We start from the raw sequence: 25,317 nt of genomic DNA on the forward strand, positions 1-25,317 counted from the left end.
GGGGGCTTAAGGAGGGAAATGAGTAAATTTAAAAGAAATATTATTAGATCTATTGGAATAAAAAAGAGATTGATATTTGGTTTTTTAATAATACCAATAATATCAATTATAGTTATTTTTTTTATAGGATATAAAGAAAGCAATAAGATTATTAAAGAAAATATAGATAATTATTCTAATGAGATGTTAAATATTGTTGAAGAAAATATCAATTTAAATATTGGAAAGTTTGAACAACAATTAGATGAAGTTCTGTTATCACCATTAATTTATGAGGGATTAAATAAATCTAAGATTATGAGTTCTACTGAGGAATATAATTTTGCAAATAGAATGAATGAATTTCTATATTCAAAACTACATTTACTATCAAGTGCTGGAGAAGTTGAGATACTTACAAATGATTTATCTATATTGTACACTCAAGGATTTAAGTATTTTAAAAAAGAAGATGTTTTAAAGTATTCAGCTATAGCACAAGAAGTTCCAGGAAGAACTATATGGTTTTATACGCAAATTGATGGACAAGGTGCTATATCAATGGCTAGAGCTATTAGAGATCCATTGACTAAAGTTGTAAATGGATATATTTTTGTAGCTTTAAATGAGAAGGCTTTTGGAGGAAGTTTTTTAAATGTAAATTTAGATAATTCAGCATCGATAATAGTACTAAATGAAAGAAACGAATATTTATTTGGACAACAAAAATTTCCTTATAAAAAAATTATAGATTTAAATGGAGATAAGACAATTATAGATTCTTCAAGGTATATAGGTAATTATGAAGATGTAAGTAAAGTAGGATGGAAGGTTGTAAATTTAGTACCATATGAAAGTTTTCTAGATAGAATAAGGGGGGTATTAGTGACTTTGCTTATATATATGTTAACTTTTATAGCATTAACAATTATTTTATCTAATTATATTTATAAAAGTATATATAATCCTATAAATAATTTAGTTAAAGGTATGGATAGAGCAATCAGTGGATGTATAGATGCTAAGTTAGAGGATGATAGTAATGATGAAATAGGAAGATTATCAAAGCAATTTAATGGATTAATTTCTAAGATAAATAGTTTGTTAGATGAAATTAAGTACGAGCAAGAACTAAAACGCGAATCAGAGATAAAAATGCTACAAGCTCAGATAAATCCTCATTTCTTATTTAATACGTTAAATACATTAAAATGGATAGCGGTAATGAATGAAGATACATCAGTATCAAATGGGCTTGGAGCTTTAGCAAAGCTACTGAGAAATACGATAGTGGACTCAAATGAATTTGTAACTATAAGAGAAGAAATAGATAATATAAAAAGTTATATAGTAATACAAAAACTTAGATATGGAGATTCTTTTGAAGTTGATTATCATATAGAAGAGGAATTTTATAATTATAAAATAATTAAGTTTATACTTCAGCCTATAATAGAGAACTCTATACTTCATGGCTTTGATGAGGATAAGGATAATCAAAAAATAGATATTATAATATCAGAAAGGAATAATATACTAGAAATACTTATAAAAGATAATGGCAAGGGTTTTAATCAACATAAGCATAAAGAAAAAAAAGAGGGGAAATTATCTGGGGTTGGATATAAAAACGTCTGTGAAAGAATTAAATTAACTTATGGCAAGGAATATACAGTGGAATTAAAAAGTGAGATTGATAAGGGAACAGAAGTTAAGATAATGCTACCGGTAAATAAAGATGGAGGGGAATTAAATGCTTAAGGTTTTAGTCGTAGATGATGAAAAGTTAATTAGAATAGCTATGAGGAATATAGTAAATTGGAAAGAACTTAATTGTGAAGTTATTGGATATGAAAAAGATGGTGTTGAAGCATTAAAAGTTATTGATGAAGATATACCAGATATAATAATAACTGATTTAAAAATGCCTAATTTAGATGGAATAGAACTTATAAAAGAGGTTAAGAGACGAAATATACAAAGTAAAGTTATTGTTTTAAGTAATCATGGAGATTATGACTTAGTAAGAATGGCGATGAAAGAAGGAGCCTTTGATTATTTGTTAAAGGTTACTATTGAAGGTAAAGATATTGAGGGTATAATAAATCAAGTGAGTAAGGAGATAGAGTTTAATAATTTAAAATGTAAAAGTATAGAAAATTTTGATATTGAAGACTTAAAAAAGAATTTACTTCTTATGACAAAACACGAAGAAATTGATGAAAAAGAATTTTTAAAGTGTATTGATAATAAAGAGTTTAAAATACTAGATAAGGGTTTTAATGTTAGCTACTTTAAAGTAGATAATATAGATAAAATTTATAAAGAAAAAATAAAAGAGCATACGAACCTTAAAAAAAATATAGAAAATATTATAGATGAAACTATATATAAGGATATAAATTATAAATTAATATTTATAAATAATCATAGTGGAATAATTATATTTAATAATAGTGAAAAAAATAATTTAATTAATATAAACAGCACCATTATAAAGAATATAAAACAATATTTAAATATAACTATGTCAATTGCAGTATCTAAAGAATATGTTGGGAAAAAAAGTTTTAGAAATTGTTTTGATGAGATAGTAGATTTATTCCAATGGAGATTTTATTTAGGGGAAGAATCTGTTATAGATTGTTCAACAATGCCGAATTTTAAATATATTGATTATACAAAAATAAAATATCCAATGGAAATTGTAAAAAATGTACGTGAAAGAGAGTTTAGCAATAATTCCTGTTTGGTAGATAAAATAATTGATTATGTAATAAAGGAAGAAGCTAATCCTAAGTATGTAAAAGAATTATTTATATTTATTCTTGCCAATATAGAAGGAAATGAATTGCAAAAAGGATTCAAAAATGTAGATAAATTTAATTATATAAGAAAAGCTATTGAAAGTAGTAAAGATATACTTATTCTTAAGAGTTTTCTAAGAGAAGAGTTTAAAAATATAGAAAATTGGATAAATGATGCAAATAATAGAGCTTATAGGAAAGAAATTGAAGATATTATAAATTATATAGATAAAAACATAGAAAGAAAGATTTCTTTAAAAATGCTATCTAAAACTATAAATATGAATGAAAGTTATTTAAGTAGAATTTTTAAGAATGAAACAGGTAAAAATATTACTTATTTTATTAATGAAAGAAAGATGAATAGAGCACTAGAACTTCTTTCAAATAAATCTATTATGATAAAGGAAGCCTCCTTAATGGTAGGGATTGATGACCAGTTTTATTTCAATAAATTATTCAAAAAATTTTATGGTATAAATCCTAGTGAATTTAAGAAAAAATGTTACAAATAATTACGTAAAAATATTCCATATTATTGTAAATAGCGTTTATATTAAGTGAAAACGATTAATGGTAATATTTAGTTGTAAGGTAATTATAAAGTAAATATAAAAAGTATTTAAGGGGGAGAAAAAATGAAGAAGAGAAGTATTAAGATGCTAACTCTTTTAGCAGCGACAACTGTGGGTCTATCAATGTTTGCAGGTTGTGGAAACAAAACTACAGAAACAGATTCAAAACCTGGAGAAGAACAAGTATTAAATATTGCAGTATTTGAAGGCGGACATGGTTCAGAGTATTGGAAAGAGATTAGTAAAAAGTTTGAAGAAGAAAATCCAGGGGTTAAAGTTAATGTTGAAGCCAATCCAAAGATTGGTGAAATAATAAGACCAAGAATAGCATCAGGAGATGCACCAGATTTTATATACTTAGGATCAACTGATAAATCTGGATTAGCTACATCTTTAATAAAAGATAATGCACTAGAAGATATATCAGATGTATTTGAAGGTGAAGATCCAGACGGAGGCGGAAAGCTTAAAGATAAAATTTTAGATGGATTCTTAGATACTTCACTTACAGCCCCATATGGAGATGGAAAGGTATATTTAGCACCACTTTACTATAATGTAACAGGTATGTGGTATAACAAAACTTACTTTGAAGATAAAGGATATAAAGCACCAAAAACTTGGGATGAATTCTTTGCTTTAGGTGATAAAGCTAAAGCTGATGGAAAATCATTATTTACTTACCAAGGTTTAAATCCATCATATAATGAAGCTATGATATGGCCAATGATTGCATCAGCTGGTGGAGAAAAAGACTTAAAAGCAGTATTTAATTATGAAGAAGGAGCTTGGAATAGTGAAGGAGCTAAAAAAGCTTTAGAAGCATTTGAAAAGATAGGAAAAGATGATTATTTATTAAAAGGAACAGTTGGTATGAGCCATACAGCAGCACAACAAGCATTCTTAGATGGAAAAGCTTTATTTATACCAAATGGAAACTGGTTTGAAGATGAAATGAAAAACACAATTCCAAAAGAAGGTTTCTCATTTGGATTTATGGCTCCTCCTGTATTTAAGGATGGAGATACTCAATATGCAACTACTATGATAGAACAAATGTATATTCCAAAAGTTGCTAAGAATAAGGAATTAGCAAAGAAATTCTTAGCATTCCAATATAAAGATGAAAATGTTAAATCGAACTCTGAATTATCAGGTGCAGTTGTACCAGTTAAAAAAGGTTTAGAATTTGCTAAAGAAAAATTAAATCAATCAAACTATGAGTGCTTCAAAATATTTGAAGATGGCGTTAAACCAATAACTGTTGACTTCAAGACAGTAACTGGAACTGAAGTTAATATCGCTGATGAAGTGTACAATCCAATGGCTTCAATCATGAATAAGAAGTTAACAGCTAAAGAGTGGGCTGATAAGCTTGAAAAAGCAGATGCAAAACTTCGTGAAGCATTAAAAAAATAATAAATATTAAAATAATGGATAATGGTTGGGGTAAAACCCAACCATTACTAAATATATAGCATTGGAAGTGAGATACGTGAAAAATAATAAAAAGAAAGTATTTATAGCGTGGTGCATAATTCCTGCATTAGTATTGTTTTGTTTATTTATGGTGTACCCAATAATAAAAGGATTTAGTATGTCTTTATATAGCTGGGGAGGATTATCAGATAATGCAACTTTTATAGGCTTTGATAACTTTAAAACTCTCTTTACAGATGAATATTTTATAAAATCTTTAAAAAATACAGGATTTTTACTTTTAGTATTCCCAAGTATAACAATAGTTTTTTCATTATTGTTAGCAATCTTCTTAACACAAGGAAAACTTAAAGAAAAGAATTTTTATAGATTAGTTTTCTTCTTCCCAAATGTTTTATCTATGGTTGTAATAGGGGTCCTATTTACATACATTTATGATCCTTCAATTGGTATATTAAATTCTTTCTTTGAAATGCTTGGGCTAGAGTCTCTTCAGCTAGTTTGGCTTGGAGATCCTAAAACTGTATTATGGGCACTTGCGATGGCAATGGTGTGGCAAGCGGTAGGATATTATATGGTAATATACATGGCAGGTCTTGATGGAATTCCACCAGAACTTTATGAAGTGGCAGATATAGAGGGAGCTACTTTTTGGCAAAGATTTAGATATGTTACATTACCAATGATTTGGGAAATTGTAAGAGTTACTTTAGTATTCTTTATAACTGGAGTATTTAATTTAAGTTTTATATTTGTAAATGTAATGACTGGAGGAGGTCCAGATGGTGGTTCAGAAGTATTGCTAACTTACATGTACAAGCAAGCTTTTGTTAATTCTAACTATGGTTATGCAATGGCTATAGGGGTCGTAATATTTATTATGGCAGTTGGACTTGCACTTATTTTAAATAGAATAACAAAAAAGAGTGAAGCATAAAAGAGAGGAGAATAGCTATGAGAGTTGAAAATAAAGGCGAAAAAATTAAAAATTGGACATTGAGAATAGTATTGATTTTCGGAAGCTTGCTTGTTATTGTTCCTTTAATTTGGACAGTTTTATCTTCACTAAAATCACCAAGTGAATTTACTACTGCACCATGGGCACTACCGGAAACATTAAAATTTGAAAATTATACAAATGCTTTTACTAAAGCAAATATGGGAGATTATTTTATAAATTCAATAATAGTAACATTACTAGCATTAGCTTTTTTAATGATACTTGCAGTACCATCAGCTTATGTACTATCTAGATATAAATTTATAGGATCAAACTTCTTAAAGAATTCATATATGGCGGGATTATTTATACAATCAGTATATATAATAGTACCATTATTTTTAATAATGAGTGATTTAACTTTATTAAATAATAGAGTAGCACTAAGTTTAGTTTATGCAGTTTTACAATTACCATTTTCAATTTATATATTAATAGGATTTATGCAAAGTATACCTAAAGATTATGAAGAAGCTGCAATGATAGATGGATGTGGTTATACAAGGACATTAACAAGTGTTATAGTTCCTCTTGCAAAGCCTGGAATAATAACAGTTTTAATATTTAATTTCATGGGATTCTGGAATGAATATGCTATGGCAATGACATTTATAACTCAAGATTCAAAGAAAACATTACCTGTAGGACTTCAAAATTTAATGGAAGTAAATAAGTTTGCAACTGATTGGGGTGCAATGTTTGCCGGTATGGTTATAGTAATGGTACCAACAATAATTGTTTATTCAATATTCCATAAGAAGTTAACTGAAGGAGTTAATATAGGTGGAATTAAGGGGTAGGATTATTATATATTATAAAAGATAAAAGCAATATTAAATTAACAAAAAAGATTAAAGAGAGATTTATAAATGATACATTTTAAAGTTTCACTAAAACCCAGATGAATATATATTCATCTGGGTTTTAAGCTTTTCTTGACAGATTTCATTTAAAAAGGGTAAAATTATTTATTAAGTTCATTAATAAATGAAAGAGAAAGGAATGAATTTCATGGAAGGATCATGGATAGAAGTAAAAGTTATTACAACAAGTGAGGCACTTGAACCTATAGAAGGTATTTTTTATATATTAGACTGCAAGGGAGTTTCAGTAGAAGACCCTAATGATATATTAGAAAGAGAACAAGGACCATTAACTTGGGACTTTGCAGATATAAATGTTTTAGAACATAAGGGGGAGTATGCTGTAGTTAAAGGATATTTCTCAGAGGAAGATAATATAGATGAAGTTGTTACATATGTAAAAGAAAAAGTACAAGAAATAAAAGAAATGGGATTCAATGTTGGAGAAGGAAGAGTAGAAGTTACTAAAACTCATGAAGAAGATTGGGCAAATAATTGGAAGAAGTACTATAAGCCTTCAAAAGTTGGAGAACATATTGTTGTTAAACCAATATGGGAAGAATACAAAGAAAGCGAAGGGGAACTAGTAGTAGAATTAGATCCAGGTATGGCATTTGGAACAGGCGATCATGAAACAACAAAAATGTGCATTCAGGCCTTAGAAAAATATGTTGAAAAAGATAGTACTGTATTCGATGTTGGTACAGGATCAGGGATACTTGCAATAGCAGCAGCTAAACTTGGTGCTAAGAAAGCTGTAGGTGTTGACTTAGATCCGGTTGCAGTAGAATCTGCTAAAGAAAATGTAGGATATAATGATTTAGATAATATAGAAATACTTTATGGAAATCTAGTTGAAGTAATAGAAGGAAAAGCTGATATAGTTGTTGCAAATATTATTGCTGAAGTAATATGCATACTAATTGATGATGTTAAGAGAGTGCTGAAAAGCGGTGGAATGTTCATAACATCAGGTATTATACATGAAAGAGTAAGTATGGTTACTGATAAATTAGAAGAAGCAGGCTTTGAAATTATTAAAGTTAACAAAGATGGAGAATGGAACTGTATTATAGCAAAAGCAAAATAAAGGTTAGGTGAAGAGTAAATGCATAAGTTTTTTACCCCATCAAACTATATATTTGATAATAAAGGGAAAATAGTGGGGGAAGATGTAAAACATATTTATAAAGTTTTAAGACTAGCTGAAGGTGAAGAGGTAGTTTTAAATGACTGCGCTGGTGTAGAATATTTAGCTAAAATAAATGAAGTAACAAAGAGTGAGGTTACATTAGATATAATTGAAAAGCTAGATATAAATAACGAAAGTGATGTTGAAATAGTATTATTTCAAGGAATGCCGAAAGCTCAAAAGATGGACTTAATAGTTCAAAAGGGTACAGAACTTGGAGTAAGTAAATTTATTCCACTTATAACTGAAAGGGTAGATGTAAAGCTTAAGGGTGATTTTAAAAAATTAGATAGATTAAATAGAATAGCACTTGAAGCTTGTAAGCAAAGTAAAAGAAGTGTAATTCCAGAAGTTTTAAGCCCAATTGGAATTGATGAATTAATAAATGAAATAAATACCTTTGACTTAATTTTAGTTCCATATGAAAATAAAGAGGACTATGGAATTAAAGCACTTATGAAAGATATAGATAAAGAAAATATAAGAAGAGTTTGTATAATAGTAGGTCCAGAAGGTGGATTTGAAGAGAGTGAAATTGAAAGATTGAAGGATGCTGGAGCTTATATAATAACTTTAGGTAAAAGAATACTTAGAACAGAAACAGCTGGCTTTGTAGCCACTTCATTAATTCAATATGAGTTAGGAGATCTAGGAGGAATAATTTAATGAAAGTTGCATTTGCTACATTAGGATGTAGAGTAAATATGTATGAATCAGAAGCTATGACTGAAAAGTTTGTAAGAGAAGGATATGAAGTTGTAGACTTTACAGAAATTGCAGATGTATATGTTGTAAATACATGTTCAGTTACAAATATGGGAGATAAAAAATCAAGACAAATAATAGGTAGAGCAAGAAGATTAAATCCAGAGGCTATAATTGCAGTAGTTGGATGTTATTCACAAATCGCTCCTAAAGAAGTTTCAGGAATAGAAGGAGTAGATGTTGTTCTTGGAAGTAGAAACAAGGGAGAAGTAGTTTATTACGTAAATAAAGCTATAGATGAGAAAAAACCACAAATAGAAGTTGGTGGAGTACTTAGAAATAAGAATTTTGAACAATTAAAGATAGAAGATTATAGAGATAAAACTAGAGCATTCTTAAAAATACAAGATGGATGTAATAGATTCTGTGCATATTGTTTAATACCATATACAAGAGGAGCTGTTTGTTCAAAAGACTTTAATAGCGTTCTTGAAGAAATAAAACAACTTGCAGCCCATGGGTTTAAAGAAGTGATATTATCAGGAATTCATACAGCCTCTTATGGATTAGACTTAGAAGGTAATGTTAATTTAGTTACATTGCTTGAAGAGATAGAGAAAATTGATGGAATAGAAAGAGTTAGAATAGGCTCTATAGAACCAGCATTTTTCACAGATGATGTTGTAGAGAAAATTAAGAATATGAAAAAACTTTGTCCACAATTCCATTTATCATTACAAAGTGGATGTGATGCTACATTAAAGAGAATGAATAGAAGATATACAGCAGCAGAATATGAGAGAATAGTTAATGTATTAAGAGATACTCTAGAAGATGCGTCAATAACAACAGATGTTATCGTTGGATTCCCAGGAGAAACTGATGAAGAGTTTAATGAAACATATGAATTCTTAAAGAGAAATAAATTAACTAAAACTCATATATTTAAGTTTAGTCCAAGAACTGGAACAAAAGCAGCAGATATGAAAGATCAAGTTGACGGAACTAAAAAAGAAGAAAGAAGTAAAAAATTAATAGAGCTTAATGAAAAAAATGAAGCCGAGGTTACTGAAAGCTTAATAGGAAGAGAAATGGGTATATTAATTGAGCAAGAAGTGAAAGGTAAAGAAGGAATATATGAAGGATATACTAGAAACTTTATTAAAGTTCATGTAGATGGAGCTTCTAAAGATGATATTGGAGATATAATAAAAGTGAAAATTTTATCATCAAAGGGTGACTATGCAGAGGGAAAAGTGGTAAAATAATAAAGTAACTACTCTGTTAAAGGGGGTGAGTTTATGTCAGACTGTATTTTTTGTAAAATAGTTAATGGGGAAATTCCATCAAATAAGATATACGAAGACGAATATGTATATGCTTTTTATGATATAAGTCCAGAGGCTCCAGTTCATTTTTTAGTTATACCTAAGGAACATATAAAAAGTGCTAACTTCATAACAAAAGAAAATTCAAATGTAGTTGCACACATCTTTGAAGTTATAAATAAAATAACAAGTGAACTAGGTATTTCAGAAGATGGATATAGAATTGTAAATAACTGTGGAGTTCTAGGCGGTCAAACTGTAGATCATATGCACTTCCACGTTTTAGGTGGGAGAGAATTAAAATGGCCACCAGGCTAAAAAATCTTTCATGAAATTGTTGACACAATTAACATGAATAATGTATAATATAGCTTGTGTTATTAAGCCCGTAGCTGATTGAATTGATAATTTAAGCTAGCGGAGGGAGGGATAATTATGTCAGAAATAAAAGTTGGAGAAAACGAAACACTTGAAAGTGCGTTAAGAAGATTTAAAAGAAAATGTGCTAGAGCTGGAGTTCTTTCAGAAGTTAGAAAGAGAGAACATTACGAAAAGCCAAGCGTAAAGAAGAAAAAGAAATCAGAAGCTGCTAGAAAGAGAAAGTTCAAGTAGTATTTTGAAAGAAGGTATAGAAAATGCCAACAATTAAAGAGAGACTTCAAGAAGATTGGAAAACTGCTTTAAAGGCAAAAGACAAGTTTAAGGCTAATGTATTAAGTACTGCTAAAGCTGCAATTTTACTAGTTGAAAAAACAGATAGTAAACCTGTAGATGATAGTCAAGTAATTGAGATATTAGCGAGAGAAGTCAAGCAAAGAAGAGAAGCTGTGCTTGAGTTTGAAAAAGGTAATAGACAAGATTTAGTAGATGAAGCTAACGCTGAAATCAGTATCTTGCTAAATTACCTTCCTCAGCAATTAAGCGAAGAAGAAATCTTACAAATCGTTAAGGAATCAGCTATAGAAGCGGGTGCAAATAGCATAAAAGACATGGGAAAAGTTATGGCGTTAGTTAGACCAAAAACAGTTGGTAAAGCTGATGGCAAACTTGTAAGTCAAATAGTGAAAAATTATTTAAATAATAAATAGCAAAAGGACTCTTATAAGAGTCCTTTTTGTTATGCTTAGATTAAATATATTTAGATTAAATATATTTAGATTAAAAGAAGGTGAGCATTATTAAAGCTCACCTTCTTTTTGGTATTAAAACAATATAAAAATCATAAATTACTATGATAGAAATATTGTGGGGAGAGGATTTAGTGAGAGAAAGTTTAGTAAACAAGAAAAATGAGATTTTAGAAAAAATGGACCTTCCTAAGGATGTAATAATGGGATTACCTAAGATAACGGTTTTGGGAGATAGCGAGATAACGATTGAGAATCATAAGGGGATAGAGAGTTTCGAAAATGAGTGTATAAAAGTTAAAACAAATAAGGGAATCGTAAAAATAGATGGGATGAATTTTGAGATTCTATATATAGCCTCAGAAACAATAGTTTTGAGTGGGAAATTTAAATCAATTAATTATGGAGATTTTGTATAATGAATTTTGAAACAAAAAAATTAACAATAATAACAGTAGAAGTAACCCTTATAAATACAGAACAAATGTTAAATGCACTATGGAAAAATGATATAAGAGTAGATAATATACGAAAAATTGATGCAGCTACCTTTACTATGAATATATATGGTGAAGATTATGATGATGTAAAAAAAATTGTTAAAAGGTGTAATGGGAAGATAAAAATATTAAAGAGAAAAGGTGCTATAATAAGATTTTCTAGATTAAAAAAGAGGATTTCTTTTGTAATTGGAGGATTGATATTTTTAGCTATGTTATTTATACTTTCAACTCGTATATGGGCTATTGATATAGAGACAGAGAAGAATGTATCTCCTTTCGAAGTTAGAAAGATGCTTAGTGGATTAGGTATTAAACAAGGATTAAGTAAAAGCCAAATAAATGTATATGATATTGAAAAGAAATTAGAAGATCTTAGTCCAGAAATACTTTGGGTTAGAGCAAGGATGGAAGGATCAAGTTTAAAGCTTAAAGTTGAGGAAAAGGTTAATCCGCCTGAAATTTCTGATGGAAGAGAAGATGAAATAATAGCAAAGAAAGATGGAGAGATAAAGAGAATATATACTGAATCTGGAACAGCTGCTGTAAAGCCTGGAGATATAGTAAAAAAAGGTGATATATTAATATATCCTTATGATGGACTTAGAGAAGAAAAATATGCCGTGAATCCAGAAGGAGTAGTTATAGCTAATGTATTCTATGAAAGGAGTTTGGAGGTTCAAATAAATGGTGAAAAATTAGAGAGAACCGGAAATAAAGATAGGGATATCTATTTAAATATAGGTGGAAAGAAAATTTACTTAAAAAAGTCTACAAATTCCTTTGAGAACTATGATAAAATAGAAGATAAAGATGGAATAGTCCAGTCTGTTACTTATTATGAAATGGAAAATAAAGAAATAAACTTAAATAAAGATGAAGTAGTAGAAGAATCCGTTAAAAAACTTGAAAAGTTTCTTGTAAAAGATCTAACTAATGAAGCTAAAGTGGTAGGAAGAAATTATGATGTAGAATATATTGGCGATGGAAAGATAAAAATTATTGCAAGATTTGCAGTTGAAGAAGATATTGCATCATAACAGGAGGCTATATATTAGTTGATAAGAAGGTGGTAAACTTGATAAGAAGAAATAAAATTGAAATTAAACCTAAAGAGAAATATGTAAGATTTTTAATAAATACAATTACGATTGTTATAACATATATATTACTTATAACTGCAATTGCACCTAAACAATATGATTTAAAAGAGGGAGACATTGCAAGGGTAGATATAAAAGCACCTAGAGATACGGTGAATGAATTAGCTACTCAAGAGAGAATTAAAGAAGCCACGGAGAAGATTGATAAGCCGTATACTCTTAAAGGTGAAATTCAAAATGAGGTGGAAAAGAACATTGATGATGTTCTAAATAAAATTATAAACTTAAATACCACAGTTGATGATGAAAAAGAGAAGCTAAAAGAACTTTCAAAGCTAGGTAATAGTAATTTATCTGAAAGTGATTATAAAGTATTACTTGCTTTGTCACAAGAAACTCTAAATGATATAAAGTTTGAAGTTAACGGAATAATAAAAGAAGTGTATGAAGAGAATATTCAAGATGGTAACGAACAAAGTATAAAAAAGGCAACTGATTTAACAGAAAGAAGAATTAATGAAATGAATGCTTCAGTTAATGTAAAGAAAGTTCTTAAAAAGTTAATTTTGCCTGAATTAAAGCCGAATTTCTTCTACGATAAAGAAAAAACAGATGAACTTATAAAGGAAGTACAAAAAAATGTACCTAAAGTAATTATAAAAAAGAATCAAACTATAGTAAGTGAAGGGGAACCTGTTACAGCAGAACAGATAGCTGTTCTTGAAGATTTAGGACTTCTAGACCAAAGTGGAGGTACTTCTTTCTTAATTCTTTATGCTGTGCTTGCTCTATTTACAATAGTAGTTTTCTTTACACAATATGTATATATATCAAAAAATCATAAAGAAGTTTATAAAAACACTAAGCTTATTATACTTATGAATATAATAAATATATTTAGTTTTATTTTAGCAAGGGTAATAGGTGGATTATCACCTTTTGCAATTCCTCTTGCTTGTGCACCTATACTTATATCATTATTAGTTGATTATAAATTATCCCTTGTTGTATGTAGTATAAATGTAATTATAATAGGAGCTCTAGTCAATTTTAATCCTCAAATTATAATGCTTGGAATTCTAAATGCTATATTAGGTTCTACTGGACTTAGAAAAATGCAACAAAGAAATGATATATTTTATTCATCAATATCTCTGATGATAATGAGTGCGCTACTTACATTTACAACTGGTGTATTACTTTCAAATAATTTTAAAGAAATATTAATGTTTAGTGGGCTTGCAGCTGTAGGAGTTGTATTCTCGGCGGTTTTAGCTATTGGGGTGTTACCATTTTTAGAATCAAGCTTTGATGTTGTTACAACATTAAAATTACTTGAATTATCAAATCCTAATAATCCATTACTAAAAAAATTATTAATGGAGGCACCAGGGACATATCACCATAGTATGTTAGTTGCAAATCTTGCAGAAATGGCAGCAGAAGAAATTAATGCAAATCCTGTAATAGCAAGAGTAGGAGCATATTTCCATGATGTAGGTAAGACTAAGAGGCCATTTTTCTTTGGTGAAAATCAAATAGGAAAAGAAAATCCTCATAATAAAATAAATCCTAATTTAAGTACACTAATAATAATATCTCATGTTAAAGATGGGGTAGAACTTGCGAAAGAATATAATTTACCTGATGTAATTAAAGATATAATAGAACAACATCATGGTACAACACTTGTTAAATATTTTTACTATACTATGAAAAATAATGCGGAAAATCCTGAAGATGTAAAAGAAGAGGACTTTAGATATCCAGGACCAATTCCAAGCAGTAAAGAGGCTGGAATAATAATGCTATCAGATAGTGTAGAAGCCGCAGTTAGATCTATTTCTGAGCCGACTAAAGGCAAAATAGAAGAAATGGTTAATAATATTATTAAGGATAAGCTTTACTCAGGACAGTTAGACAATTGTGATTTAACACTAAAAGATTTAGAGAAGATACGTAAGTGTTTTCTTAAGGCTCTATATGGTATTTATCATCAAAGAATAGAGTATCCAACAGAGAAGAAGATTAAAAATAGTTAATTTTTATGGGGAGAGCGATACTCCCCATAATTTAATTTATAATTAAATTAATAAGGAGAATTTATATGATTTATGTAGATAACAGACAGGATAAAATAGAAGTAACAGATGAATTTATTAAAAAACTTGAAAGTGTTATAGAGTTTGCTTTAAAAGAAGAAGAAGTCTATATTGATTGTGAAATATCTATGCTTTTTGTAGATAATGAAGAAATAAGAGATATAAACAATGAGACGAGAGGGGTAGATAGAGCAACAGATGTACTTTCATTTCCAATGTTAGATTATGATAATAAAAAAGTTTTTAAAGAAATGTATAAAGGTAATAACTTTGATGCAACATTTATGGATGGCGAAGAGTTAGTTTTAGGTGATATAGTGTTATCATTAGAAAGAACATTAGAACAAAGTAAAGAGTATAATCACTCCTTCGAAAGAGAAGCTTGTTATTTAGTAGTACATTCGGTATTACATCTTCTAGGATATGACCATATGGAGGATGAAGACAAAAAAATAATGAGAAGAAGAGAAGAAGAAATACTTGGGAAATTAGATATTACAAGATAAAAAAATAAGGGTGACTTTTTATGAGATTAAAAAAGATTGTTGATAGCTTTAATAATGCTATAGATGGAATAATTTATACTGTTAGGACTCAAAGGAACATGAAGATACATATGGTGTTAACTTTGCTAGTGTTAATAGCATGTCTTTGTTTTGATGTTTCAAAAAGTGAATTTTTAATACTTGCTGTAACTATAACTATGGTAATTGGAGCAGAACTTTTAAATACTGCAATAGAGGCAGTGGTTGACATGAATATTAAGCATTATCATCCCCTTGCTAAAATTTCTAAAAATGTAGCGGCGGGAGCAGTACTTTTAACGGCTATAAATGCAGTTGTAGTTGGGTATATTATATTTTGGGATAAATTATCTAATTTATCTCTTATATTACTTCATAAAATAAAAGGATCTGAGCCATATACTATATTTATTGTACTAGTTATTGTTTGTATAGTAACAATAATAGTAAAGGCAATATTCGGAGAAGGTACACCACTAAAGGGAGGCATGCCAAGTGGACATAGTGCACTAGCTTTTTCATTAGCTACGGCTATATCCTTAATAACAGAAGAGCCTATATGTATTATACTTAGTTTTATTATGGCGATAATAACAGCACAGAGCAGAGTAGACTCTGAAGTTCATTCAACTTTTGAGGTTATTGTAGGTGCTCTATTTGGTATTTTAATAACATTACTTATATTTACCATTTTTAAATTATAAACCTTTAGACATAAAACTTTTTTTAATTAAGTATTAGTGATATAATAAATAGCACATAATAAGATATAGTTTATACAATTTAGAAATGAGGGATGTTATATGGCAAACATAAAATTAATAAAAGAGGCAATTTCAGCAAGAGAAAAAGCATACTGTCCATATTCAAATTTTAAGGTAGGAGCAGCAGCACTTTTTGAAGATGGAAATATATATACTGGATGTAATATTGAGAATGCATCATATGGAGCAACAAATTGTGCAGAACGTACTGCTATATTTAATGGGGTATCAAAGGGTAATAAAGTATTAAAAGAGCTTGCACTTATTGGTGATGTTAATAATTACACATATCCATGTGGTATATGTAGACAGGTGATTACAGAATTTGCAGAAAGCAAAGATATGAAAATTTACATTATAAAAAATGAAAATGATTATATAGAAAAAACTTTAGATGAAATATTGCCAGGATCTTTTACAAAGAAGGATCTAGAGTAACAGGAGGAAGAATGTTTAAATCAGGATTTATATCAATAGTAGGGAGACCAAATGTAGGTAAATCTACTTTAATGAACTATATAATGGGAGAGAAACTTTCAATAGTTTCAAATAAACCACAAACAACAAGAAATAATATTCAAACAATATTAACTACAGATGACTATCAAATGGTATTTGTAGATACACCAGGTATTCACAAGCCTAAGCACAAGCTAGGAGAATATATGGTTAATTCAGCTAAGGATTCAACAAAGGATGTTGATTTAATTCTTTTCTTAACTAATCCAGGTGAAGAAATAGGAAGAGGAGATAAGTTTATTTTAGAGTCACTAAAAAGTAAAAATGCTCCAGTTTTCTTAGTTTTAAATAAAATTGATGAATTTACTCAAGATGTAGTTGCAAAATCTTTAGCAGACTTTGCAAAAGAGTTTGATTTTAAAGAGATAGTGCCAATATCAGCTATAAAGGGTAAAAATGTAGATAAATTATTAGAATTAATGGTTGCAGAATTACCAGAAGGACCTAAATACTATCCAGAAGATATGATTACTGATGTACAAGAAAGATTTGTAGTATCAGAGATAGTTAGAGAAAAAGCACTTAGAACATTAAGAGATGAAGTTCCACATGGTATTGCTGTAGATGTAATACAAATGAAGCAAAAAGAAAATGGAACTTATCATATAGAAGTAGATTTAATTTGCGAAAAAGACTCTCATAAAGGAATAATAATAGGAAAAAATGGGCAATGTCTAAAGAAGATTGGAGAAACTTCAAGATATGAATTAGAAAGATTCTTAAGAAGTAAGGTTAATATAAAAATATGGGTAAAAGTAAGAAAAGAATGGAGAGATAACCAAACATTACTTAAGGAATTAGGATATAAGAAGCTTAAGTAAGGTTTTGGGGGTTGATTAAATTGTCCTTATTAAAAACGCAGGGTGTAATAATTAAAGCTCAGGATTATAAGGAAAATGATAAATTAGTCTGGTTATATACTGAAAAACTTGGGAAAATCACAGCTATAGCAAGAGGCGCAAAAAGAAATAAGAGTAAGTTGTTTGCAATCACTCTTCCTCTTTGCTATGGAGACTATATGATTTTTAAAGGAAAAAATTTATCCAATTTACAAGAAGGAAAAATTATTAATTCATTTCAAGGTCTTATGGGGAATTTAGATAAACTTACATATTCATCCTATCTTTGTGAACTTATTGATATAGGTCTTATGGATGGAGAAAGTAATAGATGGTTATATAAAGAATTTATAACAACTCTATATCTTTTAGATACTGATGCTATAGATTATGAACTTCTTATAAGGGCCTTTGAATTAAAACTTCTTAAAGCCACAGGATATGGTCTTCTTTTAGATCAATGTGTAAGCTGTAGAAGGAAACTTGGTGTTTCAAACTACATAAGTTTATCAAATTTTGGTGGGATTTGTGAAGAATGTAATAGAACTCATGGACTTCATGTATCAAAAGGAGCATATAATGCACTTAAATTTTTAACAAATATGAGTTCGGATAAAATATTTAGACTTAATTTATCAAAAGATATAAAAAAGGAAATAGAAAGGGTAACGACATTTATAATTTCATCAAATTATGCGAAAAAGCCTAAAAGCTTAGAAATGTTGAATTACTTAAAGGAGTGATAATTTATGAAAGAGATTACTTTAGAAAAAGTGGATCAAATAAGAGAAAGAACTGGAGTTAGTTATGAAGTTGCAAAGGAAGCTTTAGAATCTAATAACGGTGATGTACTAGAAGCATTAATATATATAGAAAATAATGTAGTTGTTCCATTTGCTGAAGAAGAAAGTTCAAAATATGATTATACTAAAGCAGATTCATCAAATGATGGATCAAAAAGAGGAGAAACTATAGATGAACTTAAATCATGGTTAAAAGATACAATAGAAAAGGGTAATGTAAGTAGAATAAAAGTTAAAAAGGATGACACTATTTTAGTTGATGTTCCTGTTAATGCTGGAATTGCGGCAACTGTTATAGCAGTTATAATTCCTCCAATTTTAGCTTTTGGAGTAATAGCAGCAGTTGCTACAAAATTAACTATAGAAATAACAAGATGTGATGGATCTGTTGAAGTAGTAAATAAATATGTTGAAAAAGCTGCTGTAGAGGTTAAAGGTAAGGCTTTTGAAATTGCAGATATAGTTAAAGGTAAATTTAATAATACAAAAAGCGATTTTAAAAATATAAAAGCAAATAGAAAAAACAGTCATACAGGTGATGAAACTGTATATACATACACAGTGAATTTTGAAGATAAGGAATAAATGGAAGAAATTTGAAGAAAAACACCTGTATGATAAAGATAAAATGAACAAATAGGGAATATTCAGAATATTTGGTGAAATTTTGATAAAATATTATATAGTAAAACAAAAATTACATGGTATAATTAGTATATAATTTAAAAATATAACAAATGTGAATATTCCTTATTTTTAGAAAGAGGGATTCGTTTTGAAATTGTCAGATAGACAAGAAGAAATAATTAGGCTAGTTAGAGAAGGTCAACCTATAACTAGTGAATGTTTGGCTGAAAAGTTAGGTGTAACTAGAGCTGCGCTTAGAGCAGATTTAGCAATTTTAACAATGATAGGAACATTAGATGCGAGACCGAAGGTTGGTTATGTATACTCAAATAAACCAAAAAGTAGTTTAGTTCATGAGTATATAAGTGAAATTAAAGTTGGAGACATAATGTCAAAGCCATCAATAGTTAATGAATCAACGATGGTATATGATGCAATCGTATACTTGTTTTTAAATGATGTGGGTACTTTATTCGTTGAGAATTCAGGCTTTTTAACCGGTGCAGTATCAAGAAAAGATTTTCTTAAAATTGCTATAGGTGGTACAGATATTCACAAAGTTCCAGTTGGAGTTATAATGACTAGAATGCCAAATATAGTATGTGGAACAGTAGATGATCCTGCATATGACATTGCAACAAAAATAATAGAACATGAAATTGATAGTATTCCAATAGTAGAAAAAATTGTGGTAGATGACAGGGAACAATACAAAATAGTGGGTAAAGTATCAAAGACTAACGTTACAAAATTATTTGTTAAACTTGGACAAAACAAATAAATAAATAAATTTTATTGGGTTAACTACGGAGCAAATTATAGGCTTCCGCTAGTATAGATAACATTAGTATTGAACGGAGGAGTATTGAGATGGAGAAAAAGTACGTTTACCTTTTTAAAGAGGGAAATGCATCAATGAAAAATCTTTTAGGGGGTAAAGGAGCTAACTTAGCAGAAATGTCTATTTTAGGTGTTCCAGTTCCGCAAGGATTTACTGTTACAACAGAAGCTTGTAATAAGTATTATGAAGATGGAAAGGTTATAACACCTTCTATAATTCAAGAAATTGAAGATTCTATGAAAGAACTTGAAAAAATAACAGGAAAAGAGTTTGGAAGTACAGAAAATCCATTGCTTGTATCCGTAAGATCAGGAGCCAGAGTTTCAATGCCTGGTATGATGGATACAATTTTAAACCTAGGATTAAATGATGTAGCTGTTGAAGCTATGGGAAATCTTACTAATAATCCAAGATTCGCTTATGATTCTTATAGAAGATTTATTCAAATGTTCTCAGATGTTGTTATGGGTATAGAAAAGAGATTATTTGAAAATAAAATTGATGAGATGAAGGAAGCAAAAGGCGTTACTGTCGATACAGATTTAGATGCTGATGATTTAAAAGAGCTTGTTGGTCAATACAAAGAAATTTATAGAAAAGAAAAGGGAGAGGAATTCCCACAAGATCCAAAAGAACAGTTAATTGAATCAATCACTGCTGTATTTAGATCATGGAATAATCCAAGAGCTATTGTTTATAGAAGATTAAATGATATTCCGGGTGAATGGGGAACAGCTGTAAATGTTCAAGAAATGGTATTTGGTAATAAGGGAGAAACTTCAGGAACAGGAGTAGTATTCTCAAGAAATCCTGCAAATGGAGATAAAGAAATATATGGTGAATACTTAATGAACGCACAAGGTGAAGACGTTGTTGCAGGAATAAGAACACCACTTCCTATAAAAAAATTAGAAGAGCAAAATCCAAAGATATATCAAGAATTTATTGATATTGTTAATACATTAGAAAATCACTATAAAGATATGCAAGATATGGAGATTACAATAGAAGAAGGTAAATTATATTTCCTTCAAACTAGAAATGGGAAGAGAACAGCTCAAGCTGCACTTAAGATAGCTGTTGATTTAGTTGAAGAAGGAATGCTTAATAAGGAAGAAGCTATACTTAAAGTTGAACCTAAGCAATTAGATACATTACTTCATCCAGCTTTCTATGATGAAGATTTAAAGTCTGCAAATCCAATTGCAAAAGGTCTACCAGCTTCACCAGGTGCTGCATGTGGTAAAATTGCATTTACAGCTGAAGAAGCTAAGGAAAGAGCTGCAGAAGGTGAACAAGTTGTATTAGTAAGACTTGAAACTTCACCAGAAGATATAGAAGGTATGATAGCAGCTGAGGGGATTTTAACTGTAAGAGGAGGTATGACTTCTCATGCAGCAGTTGTTGCTAGAGGAATGGGTACTTGCTGTGTTGCTGGATGCGGAGAGCTTAAAGTAAATGAAGATGCTAGAATCTTAGAAGTTAATGGTAATGTTTATACAAGCAATGACTTTATTTCAATAGATGGAACAACAGGAAATATATATGGAGAAAAGATTAAAACTGTTACTCCTGAAATAACTGGACATTTTGCAACGTTTATGGAGTGGGTAGATGGAATAAGAAAGTTAAAGGTTAGAACTAATGCTGATACTCCAAGAGATGCTAAACAAGCAGTTGAATTTGGAGCTGAAGGTATAGGTCTTTGTAGAACAGAGCATATGTTCTTTGCAGAAGATAGAATATTAGCTGTTAGAGAAATGATAATAGCAAAGACTGAAGAAGAGAGAAGAAAAGCTCTTAATAAAATTCTTCCAATGCAAAAAGCTGACTTTATAGGTATATATGAAGCACTTAAAGGAATGCCAGCTACAATAAGACTTTTAGATCCACCACTACATGAGTTCTTACCTCATACAGAGGAAGACAAGATAGCGAAACTCAATAGAATAATCATCTAATAATTTGTAGGCTGTATTATAAGATATCAATATTTGGTTGAAATGCTTTAAAGTTGATATGTAATAGTCCGAAAATCCTATTCTTTTTTCACTTCCTTCAATGGGAGTAAACTTTCTTGAGCATGAATGGATAGCAGCTAATTGCTTTGCAGAGATTATAACATGGTCTAGATTATCAAAGTCACATTTCATTCCATCTATCCATATTGTAAGGATAAAATACATGTTATTAAATTTAACAAATTTATTTCCGTATGATGTATTTAAAAGTTTTGGTGTCTTTATTCCATTTTGCCAAAGCCACTCCAATGATGAATATACAAATAATAGGTTAGCTTCGTCAAAGTAAACCTTTTTTAGACAGTAACATTTTCCTTTAAAGCATACTTTATATACAGCTCTTTGTTTATCTGTATCTTTGAATTTTACAATATTAACTTTAGCATTCTCTAGGCCGTAATGAGTTAATATATATTTTTTTATATTTTCTTCAGAAAAAATATCTATAATTTGGTGCTCTTTCTTTCTATCCATAAATACTCCCCTCAAATAATTGCTTATTATTATACTATTAGTAATAAGTATGAAATAGAATAATATAATTTTAAATAATAAATTTTAAATTTTTGCAAATAATAAATTGAAGTAATAATTAGAGGATTTTAGAGATAATTATAGAATAGTTGATATGAGGTGAAAATATATGGTTATAAGAGAGAAAATTGAGAAGTTTGAAAGGTTGACATTAAGACAAGAATCGCAATTCTCATTCGAAAGTAGAGGGCGAGAAAGAAAAGAACAAGATGATTCAGTTAGAACATGTTATATGGTTGATAGAGATAGAATAGTACATTCAAAGGCCTTTAGAAGATTAAAGGATAAGACACAAGTTTATATTAGAACAAACGGGGATCATTATAGAAATAGATTAACTCATACATTAGAAGTATCTCAAATTGCAAGAACAATAGGAATAGGAATAGGACTTAATGAGTATCTAATAGAAGCAATATCATTAGGTCACGATTTAGGTCATGTTGCATTTGCACATAATGGAGAAGAAGTTTTGAATAAGTTCCTTAAAGAAGGCTTTAGGCATAACGAACAAAGTGTAAGAGTTGTCAAGAGGCTTGAAAAGGATGGGAAGGGATTAAATTTAACAGAGGAAGTCATTGATGGAATTTTAAAGCATAGTGGACTTTCTAAGAATAAAAATTATGATGCAATTACGTTAGAGGGAAGAATTGTAAAGTATTCAGATAAAATAGCTTATATAAATCATGATATTGATGACTCTATAAGGGCAAATTTATTAAACGAAGAAGAGTTACCGAAAGAAGTAATAAAGGTACTTGGAAAAACTCATTCTCAAAGAATAGAGACGTTAGTTACAGATTTTATAATTGAATCAAATAAAAACTTAGATGAAGGAGTATTTAAAGTAGGCCTTAGTAAAGAGAAGGATGAAGCTATGAGAGAACTTAGAAGTTTTATGTTCAAAAATATTTATTTAGGAGAAATTTTAAAGGTAGAGAGAGATAAAGCAAAATTTATTTTGGAGGCAATAATAGATTTTTATACCAAAAAGCCAGAAAAAATGCCAAAGCTTTATAAAGATATAGTGGAGGAAGAGGGGATATATAGAGGTGTAGCAGATTATATTGCTGGTATGAGTGATGATTATTGTCTTAATAAATTTAATGAAATTTATGTTCCTAAACTAGTAATATACTAATTTAAGGAATAAAAAATACAAAATTAGGAAACATAAAATTATTGAATAAAAAGAAGGAATTTTATTCTTTAAGCAGAATAAATAATAAAGAGTGAAAAAAATATAATATTCTACAATTATATATAAATAAAAGAAGGAATACTAAAAAAAATGTCGAATACAATATAGGTTGCATAAAAAAAGCTGAGGAGGGAGAGAAGCTCCTTGCGTATTACAGAAGAAACTATTGAAAGAATTAAGCAAGAAAATGATATTGTTGATGTTATTTCAGAAACAGTAAAGTTAAAAAGATCAGGGCGTAATTACATGGGACTTTGTCCATTTCATGGAGAAAAATCGCCTTCTTTTAGTGTTTCACAGGATAAGCAGATTTATAAATGTTTTGGCTGTGGAGAAGCTGGCAATGTACTTACATTTGTAATGAAGCAAAAGAACTTAAACTTCATAGAAAGTTGCAAGCTTTTAGCTGAGCGTGCAAACATTCCTTTAAACCTTGGAAATGGAGAAGAAAGTAAAGTAGTTAAGAAGAAAGAACTTTTATATAAGATAAATGTAGAGGCTGCAAGATACTTTTTCTCAAATCTTCAAAGGGATAAAAATGCAAAAGAGTATTTTACAAATAGAGGAATGAAAGAAGTAACCATAAAGAGATTTGGTTTAGGTTATGCAAAAGATGGATGGCAAAACCTTCGTATGTACCTTAAGAAAAAGGGGTTTAATGAAGCTTTAATGCTTGAAGCAGGCCTTGTAATAAAAAGTCAAAAAGGAACAGTATATGATAGGTTTAGAAACAGAGTAATGTTTCCCGTATTTAATATTAAAGGAGAAGTTATAGGTTTTGGTGGTAGAGTGTTAGATGATTCAAAACCTAAATATTTAAATTCTCCAGAGACATTAGTGTTCCAAAAAGGAACAAATCTTTATGGGTTAAATTTTGCTATTAAAAATAAAATAGAGGAAAGATATTTTATTATTGTTGAAGGATATATGGATTTAATTTCACTTCATCAATATGGAATAACAAATGTTGTTGCATCTTTAGGTACAGCACTTACAGTTAATCAAGCAAGACTACTTAAAAGATATGCAGATAAGGTTATTATTTCCTATGATGCAGATGTTGCAGGTCAAACAGCCACCTTAAGAGGACTTGAAATTTTAAAAGAGGCTGGGTTTGATGTTAGAGTACTTCAAATTCCTCAAGGAAAAGATCCGGATGAGTTTGTAAGGAGTAATGGAAGAGAAGCCTTTCTGAAATTAGTTAATAAAGCTGATAGCTTAATAGGTTATAGACTTAGCAAAGCAAAAGAAGGAATAAACTTTAAAGATAAATCTTCACTTGTAGAGTATGGTAATAGAGTTACAGAAATATTAGCAAATTTGAACCCTGTAGAAAAGGACATTTACGTAAAAAGTATATCAGAAGACACAGGAATTAAAGAACAGTCATTATATGACCTAATTGCTATTACAAGGAATACGAAAAGTGATGATTTAATGAATAAAAAGGAAGAATATGGAACAAAATTATATGTAGAGCCTGGTTATATAAAAGCTGAAAAATCATTAATAAAATTAATGCTAGAGGATGATTGTTATGAAGATATAACTTTAAATATTTCATCAGATGACTTAAATTCTAAAGCACATGCAAAAATCTTTAATTTGATTAAAGAGGCTAAAGAAAATGGATTAAATGATATTAATCTACATGTTGAGGCAGGTTGCGATGACGTAGATTCTTCTAAAGAATGGGTAAAAATAAAAGAATTCCAAGTTTTAAAAGCTCGAGATGTACAAAGACTAGTATTAGACTACATAAAGCAAATAAAAGATTTTAAACTTAGAAAAAAAGTAGAAGAGCTTAAAGTAAAATTAAAAGGGTTAGAAAAAGAAGGATTAATAGAGGAATCAATAAAAATTGCGTTAGAGCTAAATAAAATAAATGATGCACTAAAAAGGGGAGAGAGGGTTTAATTTGGT

The 25,317-nt window shown here is 29.3% G+C and carries 24 protein-coding genes and 1 pseudogene; 24 read left to right on the forward strand and 1 reads right to left on the reverse strand.

Features of this window, described 5'->3' with window-relative positions; translation table 11 throughout:
- The first annotated feature begins 18 nt into the window (after positions 1-18).
- From JOC62_RS03425 to ppdK, 22 genes and pseudogenes are all read left to right on the forward strand, one after another.
- Positions 19-1,740 carry a cache domain-containing sensor histidine kinase gene (locus JOC62_RS03425; RefSeq protein ID WP_204593766.1) on the forward strand — a complete coding sequence of 574 codons (1,722 nt, stop codon included), beginning with the start codon at positions 19-21 and terminating at the stop codon, positions 1,738-1,740.
- Positions 1,733-3,301, forward strand: a complete 1,569-nt coding sequence (locus tag JOC62_RS03430; RefSeq protein ID WP_204593767.1) for a response regulator transcription factor — start codon at positions 1,733-1,735, stop codon at positions 3,299-3,301. Before JOC62_RS03425 ends, JOC62_RS03430 begins: the two co-directional genes overlap by 8 nt.
- Before the next feature lie 123 nt (positions 3,302-3,424).
- Entirely contained in the window at positions 3,425-4,780 is a 1,356-nt protein-coding gene (locus tag JOC62_RS03435) for a carbohydrate ABC transporter substrate-binding protein (protein ID WP_204593768.1), read from the forward strand.
- 76 nt (positions 4,781-4,856) lie between these two features.
- Positions 4,857-5,738 carry a carbohydrate ABC transporter permease gene (locus JOC62_RS03440; RefSeq protein WP_221861405.1) on the forward strand — a complete coding sequence of 294 codons (882 nt, stop codon included), beginning with the start codon at positions 4,857-4,859 and terminating at the stop codon, positions 5,736-5,738.
- A 17-nt stretch (positions 5,739-5,755) separates the two neighbouring features.
- The gene (locus tag JOC62_RS03445; protein WP_204593769.1) at positions 5,756-6,601 is read left to right on the forward strand and encodes a carbohydrate ABC transporter permease; all 846 of its coding nucleotides are present in this window, start codon (positions 5,756-5,758) and stop codon (positions 6,599-6,601) included.
- Between the two features lie 211 nt (positions 6,602-6,812).
- Positions 6,813-7,754 (forward strand): 50S ribosomal protein L11 methyltransferase, encoded by a 942-nt coding sequence (gene prmA, locus JOC62_RS03450; RefSeq protein ID WP_204593833.1) that lies wholly within the window; start codon positions 6,813-6,815, stop codon positions 7,752-7,754.
- 18 nt (positions 7,755-7,772) lie between these two features.
- On the forward strand, positions 7,773-8,522 hold the full coding sequence (locus JOC62_RS03455) for a 16S rRNA (uracil(1498)-N(3))-methyltransferase (protein ID WP_204593770.1): 750 nt from the start codon (positions 7,773-7,775) through the stop codon (positions 8,520-8,522).
- Complete coding sequence (mtaB, locus tag JOC62_RS03460) at positions 8,522-9,829, forward strand: tRNA (N(6)-L-threonylcarbamoyladenosine(37)-C(2))-methylthiotransferase MtaB (RefSeq protein WP_204593771.1); 1,308 nt, start codon at positions 8,522-8,524, stop codon at positions 9,827-9,829. Before JOC62_RS03455 ends, mtaB begins: the two co-directional genes overlap by 1 nt.
- A gap of 33 nt (positions 9,830-9,862) precedes the next feature.
- Entirely contained in the window at positions 9,863-10,207 is a 345-nt protein-coding gene (locus JOC62_RS03465; RefSeq protein WP_204593772.1) for a histidine triad nucleotide-binding protein, read from the forward strand.
- Positions 10,208-10,324: 117 nt separating this feature from the next.
- Positions 10,325-10,501 (forward strand): 30S ribosomal protein S21, encoded by a 177-nt coding sequence (gene rpsU, locus JOC62_RS03470; protein ID WP_008429643.1) that lies wholly within the window; start codon positions 10,325-10,327, stop codon positions 10,499-10,501.
- Between the two features lie 23 nt (positions 10,502-10,524).
- The gene (locus tag JOC62_RS03475; protein WP_204593773.1) at positions 10,525-10,977 is read left to right on the forward strand and encodes a GatB/YqeY domain-containing protein; all 453 of its coding nucleotides are present in this window, start codon (positions 10,525-10,527) and stop codon (positions 10,975-10,977) included.
- A gap of 173 nt (positions 10,978-11,150) precedes the next feature.
- Positions 11,151-11,435, forward strand: a complete 285-nt coding sequence (gene yqfC, locus JOC62_RS03480; protein ID WP_307494979.1) for a sporulation protein YqfC — start codon at positions 11,151-11,153, stop codon at positions 11,433-11,435.
- The gene (yqfD, locus tag JOC62_RS03485; protein ID WP_204593775.1) at positions 11,435-12,556 is read left to right on the forward strand and encodes a sporulation protein YqfD; all 1,122 of its coding nucleotides are present in this window, start codon (positions 11,435-11,437) and stop codon (positions 12,554-12,556) included. The genes yqfC and yqfD overlap by 1 nt, the downstream gene beginning before the upstream one ends.
- Positions 12,557-12,594: 38 nt before the next feature.
- Positions 12,595-14,661, forward strand: coding sequence for an HD family phosphohydrolase (locus tag JOC62_RS03490; protein ID WP_204593776.1), 2,067 nt, complete (start codon positions 12,595-12,597; stop codon positions 14,659-14,661).
- A gap of 65 nt (positions 14,662-14,726) precedes the next feature.
- Positions 14,727-15,227: an rRNA maturation RNase YbeY gene (gene ybeY / locus JOC62_RS03495; RefSeq protein ID WP_204593777.1), complete on the forward strand. Its 501-nt coding sequence runs from the start codon at positions 14,727-14,729 to the stop codon at positions 15,225-15,227.
- 20 nt (positions 15,228-15,247) lie between these two features.
- Complete coding sequence (locus JOC62_RS03500; RefSeq protein WP_204593778.1) at positions 15,248-15,949, forward strand: diacylglycerol kinase; 702 nt, start codon at positions 15,248-15,250, stop codon at positions 15,947-15,949.
- 99 nt (positions 15,950-16,048) lie between these two features.
- Positions 16,049-16,447 (forward strand): cytidine deaminase, encoded by a 399-nt coding sequence (locus tag JOC62_RS03505; RefSeq protein ID WP_204593779.1) that lies wholly within the window; start codon positions 16,049-16,051, stop codon positions 16,445-16,447.
- A gap of 11 nt (positions 16,448-16,458) precedes the next feature.
- Positions 16,459-17,349, forward strand: coding sequence for a GTPase Era (gene era / locus JOC62_RS03510; RefSeq protein ID WP_204593780.1), 891 nt, complete (start codon positions 16,459-16,461; stop codon positions 17,347-17,349).
- An 11-nt stretch (positions 17,350-17,360) separates the two neighbouring features.
- Positions 17,361-18,110, forward strand: coding sequence for a DNA repair protein RecO (gene recO, locus JOC62_RS03515; RefSeq protein WP_204593781.1), 750 nt, complete (start codon positions 17,361-17,363; stop codon positions 18,108-18,110).
- 6 nt (positions 18,111-18,116) lie between these two features.
- A complete protein-coding gene (locus JOC62_RS03520; RefSeq protein WP_204593782.1) occupies positions 18,117-18,755 on the forward strand; it encodes a DUF4342 domain-containing protein in 639 nt (212 codons plus the stop codon).
- Between the two features lie 190 nt (positions 18,756-18,945).
- Positions 18,946-19,578 (forward strand): transcriptional regulator CcpN, encoded by a 633-nt coding sequence (ccpN, locus tag JOC62_RS03525; protein WP_204593783.1) that lies wholly within the window; start codon positions 18,946-18,948, stop codon positions 19,576-19,578.
- Between the two features lie 89 nt (positions 19,579-19,667).
- A pseudogene (gene ppdK, locus JOC62_RS03530) lies at positions 19,668-21,566 on the forward strand (pyruvate, phosphate dikinase); the annotation flags it as partial.
- Here ppdK and JOC62_RS03535 read toward each other — a convergent pair.
- The gene (locus JOC62_RS03535) at positions 21,546-22,133 is read right to left on the reverse strand and encodes a protein kinase family protein (protein WP_204593784.1); all 588 of its coding nucleotides are present in this window, start codon (positions 22,131-22,133) and stop codon (positions 21,546-21,548) included. The pseudogene ppdK and the gene JOC62_RS03535 sit on opposite strands and share 21 nt — an antisense overlap.
- 169 nt (positions 22,134-22,302) lie before the next feature.
- Here JOC62_RS03535 and JOC62_RS03540 point away from each other — a divergent pair, with 169 nt between their 5' ends.
- Together JOC62_RS03540 and dnaG are read left to right on the forward strand one after the other, a co-directional pair.
- The gene (locus tag JOC62_RS03540; RefSeq protein ID WP_204593785.1) at positions 22,303-23,334 is read left to right on the forward strand and encodes a deoxyguanosinetriphosphate triphosphohydrolase; all 1,032 of its coding nucleotides are present in this window, start codon (positions 22,303-22,305) and stop codon (positions 23,332-23,334) included.
- A 204-nt stretch (positions 23,335-23,538) separates the two neighbouring features.
- A complete protein-coding gene (dnaG, locus tag JOC62_RS03545) occupies positions 23,539-25,311 on the forward strand; it encodes a DNA primase (RefSeq protein ID WP_204593786.1) in 1,773 nt (590 codons plus the stop codon).
- The last annotated feature ends 6 nt before the right edge of the window (positions 25,312-25,317 follow it).

The sequence above is a fragment of the Clostridium sardiniense genome, assembly GCF_016907995.1.
GTDB lineage: Bacteria > Bacillota > Clostridia > Clostridiales > Clostridiaceae > Clostridium > Clostridium sardiniense.

Bases quoted from the DNA above. Each gene is read 5' to 3' on its own strand.
- JOC62_RS03475 (WP_204593773.1), top strand. From the start codon at position 10,525: ATGCCAACAATTAAAGAGAGACTTCAAGAAGATTGGAAAACTGCTTTA.
- JOC62_RS03520 (WP_204593782.1), top strand. From the start codon at position 18,117: ATGAAAGAGATTACTTTAGAAAAAGTGGATCAAATAAGAGAAAGAACT.
- JOC62_RS03505 (WP_204593779.1), top strand. From the start codon at position 16,049: ATGGCAAACATAAAATTAATAAAAGAGGCAATTTCAGCAAGAGAAAAA.
- JOC62_RS03455 (WP_204593770.1), top strand. From the start codon at position 7,773: ATGCATAAGTTTTTTACCCCATCAAACTATATATTTGATAATAAAGGG.
- ybeY (WP_204593777.1), top strand. From the start codon at position 14,727: ATGATTTATGTAGATAACAGACAGGATAAAATAGAAGTAACAGATGAA.
- prmA (WP_204593833.1), top strand. From the start codon at position 6,813: ATGGAAGGATCATGGATAGAAGTAAAAGTTATTACAACAAGTGAGGCA.
- mtaB (WP_204593771.1), top strand. From the start codon at position 8,522: ATGAAAGTTGCATTTGCTACATTAGGATGTAGAGTAAATATGTATGAA.
- JOC62_RS03540 (WP_204593785.1), top strand. From the start codon at position 22,303: ATGGTTATAAGAGAGAAAATTGAGAAGTTTGAAAGGTTGACATTAAGA.
- yqfD (WP_204593775.1), top strand. From the start codon at position 11,435: ATGAATTTTGAAACAAAAAAATTAACAATAATAACAGTAGAAGTAACC.
- JOC62_RS03425 (WP_204593766.1), top strand. From the start codon at position 19: ATGAGTAAATTTAAAAGAAATATTATTAGATCTATTGGAATAAAAAAG.
- JOC62_RS03465 (WP_204593772.1), top strand. From the start codon at position 9,863: ATGTCAGACTGTATTTTTTGTAAAATAGTTAATGGGGAAATTCCATCA.
- JOC62_RS03430 (WP_204593767.1), top strand. From the start codon at position 1,733: ATGCTTAAGGTTTTAGTCGTAGATGATGAAAAGTTAATTAGAATAGCT.
- JOC62_RS03500 (WP_204593778.1), top strand. From the start codon at position 15,248: ATGAGATTAAAAAAGATTGTTGATAGCTTTAATAATGCTATAGATGGA.
- JOC62_RS03445 (WP_204593769.1), top strand. From the start codon at position 5,756: ATGAGAGTTGAAAATAAAGGCGAAAAAATTAAAAATTGGACATTGAGA.
- JOC62_RS03535 (WP_204593784.1), bottom strand. From the start codon at position 22,133: ATGGATAGAAAGAAAGAGCACCAAATTATAGATATTTTTTCTGAAGAA.
- rpsU (WP_008429643.1), top strand. From the start codon at position 10,325: ATGTCAGAAATAAAAGTTGGAGAAAACGAAACACTTGAAAGTGCGTTA.
- JOC62_RS03435 (WP_204593768.1), top strand. From the start codon at position 3,425: ATGAAGAAGAGAAGTATTAAGATGCTAACTCTTTTAGCAGCGACAACT.
- era (WP_204593780.1), top strand. From the start codon at position 16,459: ATGTTTAAATCAGGATTTATATCAATAGTAGGGAGACCAAATGTAGGT.